This window comes from Gemmatimonadaceae bacterium (assembly GCA_019637355.1).
In the GTDB taxonomy this organism is placed as follows: domain Bacteria; phylum Gemmatimonadota; class Gemmatimonadetes; order Gemmatimonadales; family Gemmatimonadaceae; genus Pseudogemmatithrix.
The window spans coordinates 519,419-534,148 of sequence record JAHBVT010000001.1 but is presented as its reverse complement, the minus strand read 5'-3'; the positions used below and the strand labels follow the sequence as shown (position 1 = coordinate 534,148).

The 14,730-nt window shown below is 62.6% G+C and carries 9 protein-coding genes and 1 CRISPR repeat array; of the genes, 2 read left to right on the top strand and 7 right to left on the bottom strand.

Annotated features, from left to right (window positions below; translation table 11 throughout):
- Nucleotides 1-310: 310 nt before the first annotated feature.
- The 3 genes from KF689_02350 to cas1 form a co-directional block, all read right to left on the bottom strand.
- Nucleotides 311-787, bottom strand: a complete 477-nt coding sequence (locus tag KF689_02350; GenBank protein ID MBX3132214.1) for a hypothetical protein — start codon at nt 785-787, stop codon at nt 311-313.
- A 55-nt stretch (nt 788-842) separates the two neighbouring features.
- A CRISPR array of direct repeats spans nt 843-5,765; the repeat unit is 36 nt; unit sequence GCTTCAATGGAGCCGTGCTCATCAGAGCACGGAAAC.
- A 181-nt stretch (nt 5,766-5,946) separates the two neighbouring features.
- The gene (cas2, locus tag KF689_02345; GenBank protein ID MBX3132213.1) at nt 5,947-6,240 is read right to left on the bottom strand and encodes a CRISPR-associated endonuclease Cas2; all 294 of its coding nucleotides are present in this window, start codon (nt 6,238-6,240) and stop codon (nt 5,947-5,949) included.
- Between the two features lie 4 nt (nt 6,241-6,244).
- The gene (gene cas1 / locus KF689_02340) at nt 6,245-7,927 is read right to left on the bottom strand and encodes a CRISPR-associated endonuclease Cas1 (protein MBX3132212.1); all 1,683 of its coding nucleotides are present in this window, start codon (nt 7,925-7,927) and stop codon (nt 6,245-6,247) included.
- 64 nt (nt 7,928-7,991) lie between these two features.
- Here cas1 and KF689_02335 point away from each other — a divergent pair, with 64 nt between their 5' ends.
- The gene (locus KF689_02335; protein MBX3132211.1) at nt 7,992-8,270 is read left to right on the top strand and encodes an AbrB/MazE/SpoVT family DNA-binding domain-containing protein; all 279 of its coding nucleotides are present in this window, start codon (nt 7,992-7,994) and stop codon (nt 8,268-8,270) included.
- Nucleotides 8,267-8,662 (top strand): type II toxin-antitoxin system VapC family toxin, encoded by a 396-nt coding sequence (locus KF689_02330; protein MBX3132210.1) that lies wholly within the window; start codon nt 8,267-8,269, stop codon nt 8,660-8,662. The genes KF689_02335 and KF689_02330 overlap by 4 nt, the downstream gene beginning before the upstream one ends.
- A gap of 6 nt (nt 8,663-8,668) precedes the next feature.
- Here the strand turns inward: KF689_02330 and cas5u6u are convergent, their stop codons facing one another.
- The 4 genes from cas5u6u to cas3u are packed head-to-tail and all read right to left on the bottom strand — an operon-like array spanning nt 8,669 to nt 14,709.
- The gene (gene cas5u6u / locus KF689_02325; protein MBX3132209.1) at nt 8,669-10,195 is read right to left on the bottom strand and encodes a type I-U CRISPR-associated protein Cas5/Cas6; all 1,527 of its coding nucleotides are present in this window, start codon (nt 10,193-10,195) and stop codon (nt 8,669-8,671) included.
- Nucleotides 10,192-11,277, bottom strand: a complete 1,086-nt coding sequence (cas7u, locus tag KF689_02320) for a type I-U CRISPR-associated protein Cas7 (GenBank protein ID MBX3132208.1) — start codon at nt 11,275-11,277, stop codon at nt 10,192-10,194. Before cas7u ends, cas5u6u begins: the two co-directional genes overlap by 4 nt.
- Nucleotides 11,270-12,013 carry a hypothetical protein gene (locus KF689_02315; protein ID MBX3132207.1) on the bottom strand — a complete coding sequence of 248 codons (744 nt, stop codon included), beginning with the start codon at nt 12,011-12,013 and terminating at the stop codon, nt 11,270-11,272. Before KF689_02315 ends, cas7u begins: the two co-directional genes overlap by 8 nt.
- Nucleotides 12,010-14,709 (bottom strand): type I-U CRISPR-associated helicase/endonuclease Cas3, encoded by a 2,700-nt coding sequence (gene cas3u, locus KF689_02310; GenBank protein ID MBX3132206.1) that lies wholly within the window; start codon nt 14,707-14,709, stop codon nt 12,010-12,012. Before cas3u ends, KF689_02315 begins: the two co-directional genes overlap by 4 nt.
- Nucleotides 14,710-14,730: the final 21 nt, after the last annotated feature.

Genomic DNA, 14,730 nt, shown 5'->3' with positions numbered 1-14,730 from the left:
GGCGCTCGCCCACCGTAATCCGCCCGGCGTAGGTCGGGATTTCGGGGTCGCCTCGATGCGCTGCAGCAGCCGCGCGGCGCTGGCGTCCTGCCCGCCCCCCCCCTGCGCCCGTTCGAGGAGTCGGTCCGCTCCTGCGCCGTCACGGGCTCGCCGTTGACGTGCGAAATCGTCACCAGGTCCGCGTCGAACATCACTGAGGTTGCGCGTGCCGTCCCGGTCTGCATAGATCAGGCCCGGAATCCCCGCCTCTCGCCAGATGTGAGCACTGCCTCGTCACCGTGCCCCACGGCCTTGTAGATGGCCTGCCCCGTCACCTGAGGCCACGCGCCATTGGCCTCCCACTTCTCCAGAAGGCCGGCGGTCGCTTCGCTTTCACCGAAACCACGGTGCCCAGAATCTCTGTTGCCTGTGCCGTTCTGTCCGCTGACAGCGACAGGTAGATGCCCCACCCGCGCATTCTGCCGGCACCCGTACCGACATTCGCCGTGCTCAGTCGGTCGAACGTGTGCGGGCTCCCGCGGAACGCCGCCTGGAACGCCAGGTCGTCCACGGCGACGTTGGCCCCGAAATCGAAGGAGGCGTCCCCCAGCAGGTCGCGCTCGTCCGCATAGGCGTCGGGGTTGGCGATGCCGCGCTTCTCCAGCTCCCGCCCCATCCGCGCCACCCCGCGCTCCAGCCGGTCCGCCGCGCGCCGCATCCCCGCCAGCAGCGCCGTCAGGTTCTGGCGGTTCTCCCCCTCGTCCCCGAGGACGCGCATCGCGCCGGGGAACGCCTCCTCCAGGCGCACGCTGGCCTCCTCGACCGTCGACGAGGCCTCCAGCGCCGGACGCTCCGCTGCGGCGGCTTCAATGGAGCCGTGCTCATCAGAGCACGGAAACTACACCGGCGGTGACAACTGGCGACTCGACGCCTTGGGCTTCAATGGAGCCGTGCTCATCAGAGCACGGAAACTGGATATGCCGATGCGTTCCGCGCGCGCTATTCAACGCCGCTTCAATGGAGCCGTGCTCATCAGAGCACGGAAACTCCCGTTCCGGGACGATCGTGTACGGCAGCCGACCGCTTCAATGGAGCCGTGCTCATCAGAGCACGGAAACCCTCAACTTCGTGGCGACGGCGGACCTCACGATGGTCGCTTCAATGGAGCCGTGCTCATCAGAGCACGGAAACCGTGGGCATCGCGTGGCACGTGCGCACGGGTTCAATGCTTCAATGGAGCCGTGCTCATCAGAGCACGGAAACGTGGCGATTATCGAGCAATATAACCAACCCGACAAGGCTTCAATGGAGCCGTGCTCATCAGAGCACGGAAACGGCGAAGATCGAGTCGCGCCTCGTCTATAAGGGCGAGCTTCAATGGAGCCGTGCTCATCAGAGCACGGAAACGAGGGTTGGGCGCCATATCCCCGGCCTTCTTCTCGTGGCTTCAATGGAGCCGTGCTCATCAGAGCACGGAAACCGGGTTTTCCGCTTCCACGGACTTCGCATAGGCGCGGCTTCAATGGAGCCGTGCTCATCAGAGCACGGAAACGGTCGCGGCTCGCGGCGCAGGGGGCGGAAGATGTGCACGCTTCAATGGAGCCGTGCTCATCAGAGCACGGAAACGGGCGGTGGGCCTAGACCTGTGGTGCGGACGCGCAAGCTTCAATGGAGCCGTGCTCATCAGAGCACGGAAACGCGACCCCCGGCACGACCGAGGTGTGTTTTCGCGGCGCTTCAATGGAGCCGTGCTCATCAGAGCACGGAAACCGCCTCACGGGCCGACAGCGGAAGCCTAGGCATCGGGCTTCAATGGAGCCGTGCTCATCAGAGCACGGAAACGACATCGCTCACGTAAATCGTGCGGTCCTCCTCATCGCTTCAATGGAGCCGTGCTCATCAGAGCACGGAAACATCACCTACGGCGAGGGGTTCGAGGTGGTCGAGGTGCGCTTCAATGGAGCCGTGCTCATCAGAGCACGGAAACGTCGCGTCACGTCCCCCCCTCCCCGCGAGCGGCGCGGCTTCAATGGAGCCGTGCTCATCAGAGCACGGAAACGATGTCGGGCGCGTGATGGGTAGCGTCAAGCGCACCGCGCTTCAATGGAGCCGTGCTCATCAGAGCACGGAAACGTCACATCCCGAACTTCGCTTTTGATTCCCGCGACGCTTCAATGGAGCCGTGCTCATCAGAGCACGGAAACAACGTCGTCGCCGACGGAAGCACCGCGATGGCCGTGGGCTTCAATGGAGCCGTGCTCATCAGAGCACGGAAACCTGACCACGTTGCGACATTTCTCGTTGTGTTTTACGGCTTCAATGGAGCCGTGCTCATCAGAGCACGGAAACAAGATGAGACGCTGAACGATCAACGTTGCTTCGTTGCTTCAATGGAGCCGTGCTCATCAGAGCACGGAAACGAGGCTGGAGCCGCTGGAGTTGCGCGTCGAGCAGCGCTTCAATGGAGCCGTGCTCATCAGAGCACGGAAACGAGGCCGCGTAACGATGACCAGCACCGCCATCCAGAAGGCTTCAATGGAGCCGTGCTCATCAGAGCACGGAAACCCGCCGCTCGCGGCTGCCATCGTGCGGGCGAACGTGGCTTCAATGGAGCCGTGCTCATCAGAGCACGGAAACGCCGCGTCAGGTCGCCTACGCAAAGGCGATGCTCGGGCTTCAATGGAGCCGTGCTCATCAGAGCACGGAAACCTGGCTTACCGCGCCGAAGCCGGTTTCAGCCCCTTTGCTTCAATGGAGCCGTGCTCATCAGAGCACGGAAACCCTCGCCATTTAGGGGGGGGGGTTTGTAGCAGTCCTGCGCTTCAATGGAGCCGTGCTCATCAGAGCACGGAAACTCGGAAGTCGGCAGCATCGAAGAAAGCGCCCGCGCGGCTTCAATGGAGCCGTGCTCATCAGAGCACGGAAACACGCCTGCGGTACACCAACAGCGGGTCGGATACCGACGTGCTTCAATGGAGCCGTGCTCATCAGAGCACGGAAACTGGTGCGGCGCAGCGACAGCATGGTGATGGACCACGTGCTTCAATGGAGCCGTGCTCATCAGAGCACGGAAACCCTGCAGCAGGTCGAGGTCGTCGTCGCGCGTGAACAGCGCTTCAATGGAGCCGTGCTCATCAGAGCACGGAAACCGCGACGCTGGCGGACAACGTGACCACGGCGCTCACGCTTCAATGGAGCCGTGCTCATCAGAGCACGGAAACATTGTAGTCGATTCGTTCGCAGGTGGCGGGGGCGCGTCGGCTTCAATGGAGCCGTGCTCATCAGAGCACGGAAACAGGAGCTGGTCCGCGACGACCTGTTGCAGCGGGCCAAGCTTCAATGGAGCCGTGCTCATCAGAGCACGGAAACCGCGTAGAAGTTTGGGCTGCTTACCCCGCCTGCATAGCTTCAATGGAGCCGTGCTCATCAGAGCACGGAAACGCCTTCCCCGCCCGCCAGTCCGCGATGTCCGGCAGGGCTTCAATGGAGCCGTGCTCATCAGAGCACGGAAACGGTCCTCGAACCACGCCTCCATCAGGTTCAGGTCCAGGCTTCAATGGAGCCGTGCTCATCAGAGCACGGAAACTCGCGTACCGAAGCAGCATCGACGAAATCTTCCTGAGGGCTTCAATGGAGCCGTGCTCATCAGAGCACGGAAACAACGACAAGCCGCTCACGCGGCAGGAGGACACGCAAGGCTTCAATGGAGCCGTGCTCATCAGAGCACGGAAACGTAGAGCGTTGCGTCCACCGCCTGACGGGGGATCGGGCTTCAATGGAGCCGTGCTCATCAGAGCACGGAAACCCGGTGCCATCATCGAAGGCATCGACGGTATGGAGGTGCTTCAATGGAGCCGTGCTCATCAGAGCACGGAAACAGGTCTAGGCGCACGCCGATGGGGTGGACACTCAGGCGGCTTCAATGGAGCCGTGCTCATCAGAGCACGGAAACGGGCGTGGCGTGGTCGGCTGCAGGCTACCGCGTCGAGCTTCAATGGAGCCGTGCTCATCAGAGCACGGAAACGCTCACGTGGTCGCGCGGGCTGCGCACGGCCTGCGGCCTGCTTCAATGGAGCCGTGCTCATCAGAGCACGGAAACGGCAACCCGGCCGGCGCGCCGCGCCAGGTGAAGTACGTGCTTCAATGGAGCCGTGCTCATCAGAGCACGGAAACAGCTCCTCGCCGCTGCCGACGTGTCCGCAGTGCGCCGCTTCAATGGAGCCGTGCTCATCAGAGCACGGAAACCGAGCACGTCTGAGTCAGCGACACATAGCGAGACAGCTTCAATGGAGCCGTGCTCATCAGAGCACGGAAACTCTGCCAGCGCGGCGCGGACGTAGGTGCGGCAGGCGTCGCTTCAATGGAGCCGTGCTCATCAGAGCACGGAAACCAAGCGTACGCTCGCGGCTGCCCGCTGCCCCGAAGGGCTTCAATGGAGCCGTGCTCATCAGAGCACGGAAACAATGGGGAGGCAGGCGAATGCTTCCGGCACAACCTGGCTTCAATGGAGCCGTGCTCATCAGAGCACGGAAACCCTCATCGACATCCCGTGGTGGGCGCTGTGGATGTTGGTGCTTCAATGGAGCCGTGCTCATCAGAGCACGGAAACCACCCGTTCATCCTCGAGGACCCCCGGGGGGACGGGCAGGCTTCAATGGAGCCGTGCTCATCAGAGCACGGAAACCAAAGAGTCGGAAGCGGGCTTGATGTCGAGGGGTACGCTTCAATGGAGCCGTGCTCATCAGAGCACGGAAACCCGAGATCTCTGCCACGCGGAAGCGCCGCATATTGTTGCTTCAATGGAGCCGTGCTCATCAGAGCACGGAAACCGAGCCTAGGCGGCGCCGCTTCGGGCGGGGGGCACGATGCTTCAATGGAGCCGTGCTCATCAGAGCACGGAAACGCCGGTGTCGTGATGCACCGCAGCAAGGATGGCGTCAGGCTTCAATGGAGCCGTGCTCATCAGAGCACGGAAACTCTCCGGCTGCGCGCCATCGTCCGGCGTCCCAGCGTCCGCTTCAATGGAGCCGTGCTCATCAGAGCACGGAAACGCCATCAGCGCCCGGATAATCTCGCCAGAACTCAGCTGCTTCAATGGAGCCGTGCTCATCAGAGCACGGAAACTCGCGCAGAACCAGTAAAATCCTCACGCGCGAACGCCTGCTTCAATGGAGCCGTGCTCATCAGAGCACGGAAACGACGATGCGGCGGTCCACCTCGCGCAACAGCTTGTCGGCGCTTCAATGGAGCCGTGCTCATCAGAGCACGGAAACCGAGCCTTGGGCCTTGCCGTAGCCGTGATCCGTCACGGCTTCAATGGAGCCGTGCTCATCAGAGCACGGAAACTCTGCACGTCGCGCCTTGTCCTCAGCACTCGCGCCAGCTTCAATGGAGCCGTGCTCATCAGAGCACGGAAACGGTGGCGGCATGACGACAGCGACGAAGGGTCGGCGGCTTCAATGGAGCCGTGCTCATCAGAGCACGGAAACCACGGTGACGCTGACGCTGGGCGACGTCACGGTGACGCGGCTTCAATGGAGCCGTGCTCATCAGAGCACGGAAACGATAGATGCCTCCGAAAGCCCGGGCATCAGGACGGAGGAGCTTCAATGGAGCCGTGCTCATCAGAGCACGGAAACGCCGGCGAGCGCGCCGCCGATGACCGGGATGTCCTTGCTTCAATGGAGCCGTGCTCATCAGAGCACGGAAACACAGCACGCCACGGGTGGCGCCGATGTTCCACAGGACGGGCTTCAATGGAGCCGTGCTCATCAGAGCACGGAAACCGCCCGGGTCCCAACCCCTTGGCGGGCAACACTTTCCAACCCACACCGCGAGCGGGTCGGTCTTTCAATTGTCAAAAAGCATACAGATCGCAACGTCACATTACAAGTGCCTACCGGAGCGTCACTTAGCGCACGCGAGCAGGTATGCGCGGCATCACGCCACTTCACCGCTCGCGTAGCCTCAGACAATGACCGCATCGCGCTCCGCTTCCCCCTCCGGCTGTACCCCGAGATAATCGAACGCCATACGGGCGCGGCCGTCCACGGGCCCGACATCCACGATCATCACGCGGTCCTCGTCGTGCTTGATGATTCCGCTCAAAGCCTCGACCATCTTCATCCGCTCCACATCCGACAGGTTGCACTGGAACACGGAGTACTGCAGGGCATCGCCGAAACCGCGCATCTTCCGATAGGTGCGACGCAGGCGCTTGTCCTCGCTGACATCGTATGCCACCAAATAGATGTGCCGCATCGGATCACCGGGTGGTGAAAGGACGGTACGCGGGAACCTCACCGAGCACCGTCGCCCTCAGCAAGCGCGCCTGAACTTCGACCACCCGCCGATAGCTGATCGTGTAACCGAAGACGGGATGCGTAACCAACTGGTTCATCCGGCGCTCGTACCCAGCAATCACGGCGCGGCGACCAGCGGGGGTCAGGGCAACTCCCCGCGCCCGCTTCACGAAATCTTTCGCCGTCACCTCACCTTGATTGAAGAGCGTGATGCAGGTCGAATCCGCAACCAACGAGCGAAACTCCTCGCACAGATCGAGGGCAAGCGCCGGCCGACCGTACTTCGGCGCGTGATAGAATCCGCGGTACCCATCGAACCCCACCAAGTGCACCGCAAGCGTACAGTCCTTCGTCAGCATCGCGTAGAGGAACGACAGCACGGCATTCACCTCGTCGCGCGGTGGACGGCGGTTTCGCCCTGCGGCCGCGAACACGGAGCCCGCCCACGCCCCTGCCCCACGGAATAACCGGGAGAACCCTTCGAAATAGAGTTTCGCAGCCATCCCTTCGACGCCCAGCAGGCTTGCGACTTCCGGGATATGCCGCGCCTGCCGAGCATAGACGGCGAGGCGGCCGACGAGCTTGACGTCACGCTCGGGCAGGTTGCGCCGCAGCAGCGTACGCTGGTTCAGGATCTTTCCCGACACGAAGGCCCGCGCAATCGCCAAGTTCTCACCTGACTCGACGGTCCTGTGTTGCGCGATCCGTAGCTCCACGTTCTTATGCCCGAGCCCCGTGGTCATTCCATAGAACCAACCGCCATAGCTCAGATAGGCAATGGCCGTGTCCTGGTCGCAGAGAGCGCGTAAGGCCTGGGTCGTCACCTGCACATTGCCAAACACCGCCACGTGCGAGAGTTCCATCAGCCGCACTTCCTCCGTGGGCTGGCCCTTCACATAGATGTTCAACCGCTCGTCGCGCTTGCCGATGGTGCCGCCCTGCGCCTGCACGTAGAGCGGGATCCGGTCATCGCGTGCCGGGACCAAGCGCCGCGTCTCGGCCGGGAGTTCGGGGTGCGCCAGCCGATTCACCTCGTCGGGCAGGCAGATGCCCGCCAAGGAACAGCGCACGCACTTCGCGCTGTCCACGAGCGGCGGAGGCATCCGTCCGCCTTCGCCGAGTTTCCGCAGCCCTTCCACGGACTCGCGCGTCAGGCGGACCAGCTCGTCGTCGAACGGAATCTCGACGCGCGTCTTAGACGCGGCGAAGTAGAGCACGCCACTGTCGCATTCGTAACCGTTGTCCCGCAGGATTAAGCCTTGCAGGCAGAGCTGGACGCGCTCGGGATCATAGGCGCCCTGCGGTAGGTCCGGCGCCACACCGCGCTTGTAGTCCACGGGCGTCGCGCGCTTGCCCGCGACTTCCATCAGATCCATTCTGGCGATTGCGCCAAGCTCGGGCGACGAGAGCATCACCGAGCGCGCCGCCTGCGGACATTCCGGATCCGCTTCCTCCGGTGCCGGGACATCGGTGGCGGGCTCGTCATCCACGCGCCGATGCACGAACCGGCCTTGGATGGTGTCAAGGTTGTCGTCCCACTCGCCCTGCACCCATTCGAGGTATGCGAGTCGCGGGCAATAGACGAACTCGTTGACCATCCGGGCGGGGACGAGGTCGGGTGACAGGGTTGCGGGAGATTCTGCCATCTAGCGCATTCCAGTGATACGGTATATACTGGTATATATCACGTACTATAATTCGAGGTTTTTGATGGTCGACTCCGAGCAGCGAAGCAAACTCGCTCGAGCCAAGCTCTTCTGGAACGGACGGTCGCAGGCCGTGCGGTTACCCAAGGAATTCCGATTCGAGGGGGACGAGGTGGAGATTCGCCGAGAAGGGAACGCCGTGATTCTTGAGCCGGTCCAGCGGCGCAAGTGGCCCGAGGGCTTCATTGAAGGGCTACTCACCGATGCACACCTGTTTGCCGACTTTGAAGTGCCGCCTCCCCTCCCACCTGGCGGGACGGATGTGAACTTCGAGGACGAATGAGGTATCTCCTCGACACGAGCGTCTGCGTGCATATCCTGCGCGGTCACCTTCCGACGGTGCGTCGCTTCGCAGACCTCGGACCAGACACCGTCACGCTGGCCTCGATGACACTGGCCGAACTCCGGTATGGCGAGATCAGGGGGCATACCCCAGCGGTCGCACGCGCACGACTCGCGACATTCCTTGCCGCCTGCGAAATCCTGCCATTCGACGAGCAGGCTGCCGAACATCACGCGCACGCACGACTCGCGCTGGCGCACGTCGGTACGCCGATCGGTGAGCGGGATCTCGTCATCGCGGCAACGGCGTTGGCGCACGGGCTGGTGGTGGCGACGGGGAACGTGAGGGAGTTCCGGCGGGTGCCGGGGTTGGGGGTGGAGGGGTGGGGGTGAGAGGAGTCACGTAGCCACCGTCGCGAACAAACCCAATCCCGAGAACCGGCCTCGCCCGATACAGAGCGGACCCGCCACCTTCACAGGCCAAGTCAGCTTGACGTGGAGCCGTGGCGATGCCGTGAGATGGCTCGGTACGGCGTAACGCGAAGCCTTCTCAACACCCGCGAGAAAACCCGTTTCTCTTGTCTCGATGCTCGCCGAGAAGGCCAGTTCATCTCCAAGACCGGCGTGAAGGAGAGCCTTGCGCACCAACGCCTCACGCCGCTTCCTGAGGCGTTCGAGCAACGCGCGCTGCTCTTCGCTGTCCCTTGTCTTGCGCAACTTGTCTCGCAGCCCTCCTGGGTCGTCGTGTCCGGGCAGCACGACGGGGGTCACGGTAGTCCAAGTCGTGGCTTCAGCCACGTAACGCCTTAGCACGCGATCATTTGGCGACGTCGCCGCGAGTACGGCCAGTACCTCACCGGTTTCCTCGTCGATGAGATCCATACCACCCAGTGCTCGCTCGGACCACATTGTGTCTGAGCTGTCCGTGTCGGTGGAAAACACCATCACGCGCCTCACGGCTCCCAGCGTCTCAGCGTTGGCGCCTCGCGGTTCAATACTCGGGACAGGCACAAGCACTAGGCGAGCCTCATCGCCATCTCCGTGGCCCAGCACGGATTTATGCACGCGTGCTTCATCCCAGCCGGCGCGCTCGGCAGCCCTCCGCACCGCGTGGCGCAGCAGTCCAGCCACGACCTTACCCCGACGAACAGTGTCGAAGGCACGGAAGGTATCCGACTCGGGACGCATCAACGAGAAGACCGCGACGTCTGCCAACGACCTGTGGTCACTCCGCGCGTAACGCGTGATGGCGAATACGGACAGCGCTGGCGGCGGACGCAGCGTCGAGTCCGTAAGGCTGGTACGAGACAGAAACGCCATATGCCGCTTCTCGAGATCGTCGAGGGTTCCTTTCACCGGTACGCGCAGATTGTGGCGTCCGTCGCGGCGTGGCTCCCAGACCTTCAACGACGCAGACATCGCGACAAGCCGCGTATCATCGACGACGGCTCCATCGCCCGCGACAAGGTCGACGCCCCATCCGAGCGCCACAACGCCGCGAATGGCAGCAATCAGGGCAGGTACGGCGGTCACGTCGTCCCCAAGCTGCCACGTAAAATGCACGACGGCTTCGTCCGGCAGGCTGTGCGGTCGCACGTTCTTCATTGCCCGGTGCTCGGCCGCGTTGCCTTCGTCGCCCCTGTTCCACTGCTTGCCCACGATGTCCATCGCGTTGTGCGGCACCGAGAGCCGATAGCCCACAGCACTCTCAACGGCTTCGGGAGCAAGAATGAGCGGCGCCGTACGCTGCTCCAACCAAGCCAGCGCACCGCGGGTCGACTCTAAGGTGCCAGCGCGCGCCGCAGCCGCTACCACTGCCTGAAACGCGCGCAGCGGGGAAGGTGGCCACTCGGGTGCGCCTTCATCTCCCCGCCCGTGGAACCACGGCGAGAGGAAACGGAAAGACAGCACGAGGTGACGACTCATCCGGCCTTCGCCTTCTCGATCTTCTTACCCTTCTTTCCCCTCTTGCCTTCGCCGGTCGTCTCGTCTTTCGCGAGCTTCGTATCGAACTTGACCATCTTGCTTTCGCCCACACCGAAAGCTGCAGCCGCTTTCTTTGCAAATGCCAGTGCCGCATGGTGTGTAAGCCCCGAGCTCTCGCGTCGACCGTCGGCGAAAACCACCGTTGATTCCGGCACCCTGTCTCCGTCCAGCACCAAGTTGCAGCCCTGGCGCAAGAACCCCACCGCTGGCTTCGTGAAGGCAACCAGCGCCAACCCCAGCAGGTAGGCGCGCAGCTTCTTCGTCTCATCGTCAGTCGTACCGCGGAGGAGCCGCAGCGCCGCAATCTGAAGTGTTACTTCGCGTCGGATGTCGCCCCTCGCGATGACACCCCCGTGCGTGTTTGACGCCGGCACGTGACGGAAGCCACGCTCCGAGTAGGCCTTGAGCGCTTCCTTGTTCTCCGTCTCGTCGAGCAACCCTTCTTCGACGTACTCGACGGCAGGGTTGTACTGCGCCGAGCGAGTCAGCTTCCCGACGTTGAAGGCACGGATAGTGGCGGCGAGCAAGCGAGGGGCCTTTGCCTGCGTATCGCGCGAATCCCACACACCGAAGACGAGCGAAGTGGGGGCGAGCTTCGCCAACGGCACGGCGTCGCCTCTCTTCAGCGATTGGAACGCCTTCTGCAGCGCGTCTTGCAGCTCGGTGCAGCGCACGATCGCGTCCCCTGCACGGTGACCTGCATCGAGGATGCTGACCTGCTTCTCTCCAGCCTCGACGACGAGTTGCGGCACAAGCGCCGCGTAGTCGCCAGTCGCGAACATCGGCTCGATACGGTTGGCTTGCGAGCCGACCGTATCGACGAGGCAGACATTCTCGCCGTTGGCCAGTTCGTTGATATTGTACCCGCCGGGAAACTCCTTGGAGTTCTCGGCTGCCGCGAACGTCGGCGGAAAGAAGACGCCGTCCTTGCCCTCTACCGGCGTCAGGTACTCGCGCAGCACGATGGCCGCAGGCGCGTCAGCAGAGTCTTCGAGCCACGTCTCAATCTTCGTTTCACTCATATCCGTCTCCATGTACGGGAATCGCGGGTGAGAATGCCTTGTGCTTACGCTGATCAGTGCGGAATGCGCTCTCGAACTGGAACAACGACCCACCGTCGGGCAGTGCGTTCGCCGCCGCCAGCGCCGCAAGCGTGACGGGGAACGACGCGCGCCATGCACGATACTGGTAGACGCGCAGTTTCACATCAACAGGACGGAAACGTTGGAGTCCGACCAATGTGAAGAACTCCGTGGCGCTGAAGGCCACCGTTTCCATCGAGAGCGCGTCCGACGAGAATCCGACGTCGAGCGGCAGCGCGGTCGCTCCTCGTCTTCCGTCGAAATAGTACGGTTCAACCTTCTTGCCGTCGGCACCCAAGACGACGTGACCATCATCGAAAAAACCGTTGCCCAGCGTGTTCGGGAGATCTCGCTGAAGGCTCATCGCGATGCGGTCGACCGACATACGCCCGGCCCAAGTCTTCAGGCCGCGTTCGACTTTCCACCAATCGAGTCGCAGGTCGAATGGCTCAGCCAGTCGTAATGCTGACGAGGTCTGATTGGCGGGCTCCAACGCTTCGATCGACGCCTTGGCCGTTTCCTCAACAAGATCCTTCAAGTCACCGTGAGACACCACGAAGTGCGTATCATCAAAGTGCGCCGTCGCTCCCGGCCAAAGCCGCTGCGCCAGCTCAAATACACCACAACAACCGAAGAACTGGCCTGGGTTAGTGAGGTCGACCTTGATGCGGATCATTCGGCCACCTCGTCGTCTTCCGAACCCAGCACATCAGCGGCCCGCAGAATCGATTCGAGCCACGCCAGCCCCCAGCGACCGTAGTGGCGTTGCAGCCGGTCAAATCGCAACGGCACCTCGCGCACTAGTCCAGCCGTATCCGTGTCGCTGACCTCCGGATCGTAGCTTTCGATAACGGGGAAGTGTGGCCGCGCACGACCGTGGTGCGTGGCGACGATATGCATAGCGAGGTCCGTGGCGTCTTCGCTCAGGCTGCTGAAATCAGCATCGTGCAACGAACCCAGTTCGTGACGAAAGTGAGCGAGCAACAACGGTTGCATACGACCCTTAGCGAGCGGCGGCTCTTTGAAGCGTTGGATGGAACGTTGCCACACGCGGCGGCCTTTTCCGAGGTCGTGCGCGCGTCCCGCCTGCGCCAGCGCCATACACTGCATTTCTGGCAGGCCAAGGCGTTGGGCGATGCGCGCAGCCCACTTCCCAGTGCGCTGCAGGTGGGTGTCGAGCAGCAACTCCTTCGAGCTGGTACGTGAGCCTTCATCGTCAGCACGCCGTGATGCCGTGTAGAGATGCCACCACTCCACGTCGTCATCATCGTCGGTCGTGCGCTTGACCGCGCGCACCAGGCGCATACCCTCTGGCGGGTCGCTGGCGGCCTCCCGCTCACGGACGATGCGCTCGTCAGTCTTGGAGCCGAGATCGTAGTTGGTGGCCTGGTCGAACTCCGCAGCGCCATCGAGCAATCCCCCGTCGAGGCCACCGACCTCCGGCGCCAGTACGACCGTCGCGTTGTCGAGCGTCGGGTTCTTCTTTGAGTCGTAGCGATCAACGAGCTCGCCGAGCTTCACGATCTCGGCCGGTCGGTCATAGCGGACGAGCCAAGCGAGACGCGAATCGTCCTTGTCTCGCACGGCCAACTTCTCGAGATGACTCACCACGCGTCTGGTGGCGTCACTCAACGTCTCGCGACTCCGCAACGGGTAGTCGGCGAGGAAGTCGTCGAGTGAGTCGCCATTGAGGTGCTCAGCCCCGAGCCACGCTACCTCGCGGCGCCACGCGACAGTGGTACGAGGCGCTTCCCATTCGGCTTTACCGCGAAGGTACTCCGCGACTGGAGGACGGCCCGGTAGCGGGCCAGAAATGGTGGTGTACGACCAACGGTCGAACAGCAGTGCGTCGACGTGGTGGATGTCGGGCTGGGGCGTTGCGGCATTGAGACGCTTGTCACGAGAGAGCGCGCGCAGCGCAGCGGGAGATGAGTCATAGTGCCCATCACCGCGCACAGGCAATTCTTCCAAGAGCGCCCTCGTGAAGTACCGTGCACGCCCGTAGTCATCCTTACGATTGCCGAGCTTCTCTTCGTCTTCGTCGTCCCCTTCACCGTCGGCCTTCACCTCCGGAGGCGCCTCCAACGGCTCGCAGAACACGTGCACCTCGGCGTCACCTTCTCCGTAGCGGTTGACACGACCCAGCCGCTGCGCGAGTGCATCGAACGGCGGGAGGTCGGTGACGAGATGGTCAGCCGACAGGTCGATGCCCACCTCGCCCGCCGACGTCGCGACGAGGAACACGGTGCCTTCCTGTAACTGCACGCTTGCATCAAGTCGCGGAAGGAAACGTGCGAACACCGGATGCTTCACGAGTTCGTCCCGCTCCGCGCCGCGCATAGTGCCAGTCAACGTGGCGACGTTTCTCTTCGCCTTTCGCAGGGCTCGCGCGCACTTTTCGACATGCTCCACTGACGAGAGAAAGACTATGACCTTTCCTTCGAGCGACCCAGCCTTTGCGGCGACAGTATCCGGCAGATCCTTTCGATCGTCGATAGAATGGAGTTGCAGACCTTTCTTTGCGTGGATCCGTTGATTCACCACTGCGTTGCGGAGATCCGCCTCGTCGAGCGTGAAGTCCGACTCCGTGCGACTCGTAGCCGAGAGCGCGAGCACCTTGATCGGACGGGGGTCTCGGCCGCGCTGTTGCTCGTTGGCGATGGCAGTGAGAAGCGACTGGAAAGCGGGTTCGAGATGCGCTTCGTCGTGCACAAGCAGCGCATCTTGCCCGAGGAAACCCGCGTGCAATGGCTTGCTGCGGAAACCACAGCCGTAACCACTAAACAACAGGCGACTGCCCACCATATCGACGGTGCCAACAATGACGGCGGGGCGTGATGGATCGCGCCGCCACTCCGCATTGTCAGCGAATTCACCACGCAACGTGCTGATCGCGAGCGGATACTCCGTATTCACGGCAGCCAGTGCGCTAAGTGCGTCACGCAGGTGCTGTGCACCCGCCGCGACGAGCTGTTCCCGGATTCGTTCGGCCTCGGCGGTGGCCTGGTCAACCACTGTGCGCCGGTTGACAACGTAGACGAGGCGGCGGGGCAGCTTGGGGGTTTTTACAAGCGCCAGCAGCCACAGTGCGATGACGCTCGTCTTCCCGAGACCGGTCGGCAGGTCGCAAGCTTTCGGAAAGTCACCGGAGACAAAGCGCGTATACAGTGCGCGCTGCCAAGGGAAGGGCTGATTCCCTGTGAGCAGCCTGAAGTCTTCGTCGAAAGTGGACAACCCTACGCCACTGTTCATTTGAGTCCTGTCGGAAAACCCAACGTGAATGCAACCATCGACTGTGACCTGCGCAACATCCTGGAGGTGCTCGCGAAAGAAATCACACACCAAATAGCTGCACGATGCGACAAAAGTCAACTATCAATCCGTATATTGACA

Coding starts and splice junctions, on each gene's coding strand:
- KF689_02330 (MBX3132210.1), top strand. CDS start 8,267: ATGAGGTATCTCCTCGACACGAGCGTCTGCGTGCATATCCTGCGCGGT.
- cas7u (MBX3132208.1), bottom strand. CDS start 11,277: ATGAGTGAAACGAAGATTGAGACGTGGCTCGAAGACTCTGCTGACGCG.
- KF689_02315 (MBX3132207.1), bottom strand. CDS start 12,013: ATGATCCGCATCAAGGTCGACCTCACTAACCCAGGCCAGTTCTTCGGT.
- cas1 (MBX3132212.1), bottom strand. CDS start 7,927: ATGGCAGAATCTCCCGCAACCCTGTCACCCGACCTCGTCCCCGCCCGG.
- cas2 (MBX3132213.1), bottom strand. CDS start 6,240: ATGCGGCACATCTATTTGGTGGCATACGATGTCAGCGAGGACAAGCGC.
- cas5u6u (MBX3132209.1), bottom strand. CDS start 10,195: ATGAGTCGTCACCTCGTGCTGTCTTTCCGTTTCCTCTCGCCGTGGTTC.
- KF689_02335 (MBX3132211.1), top strand. CDS start 7,992: ATGGTCGACTCCGAGCAGCGAAGCAAACTCGCTCGAGCCAAGCTCTTC.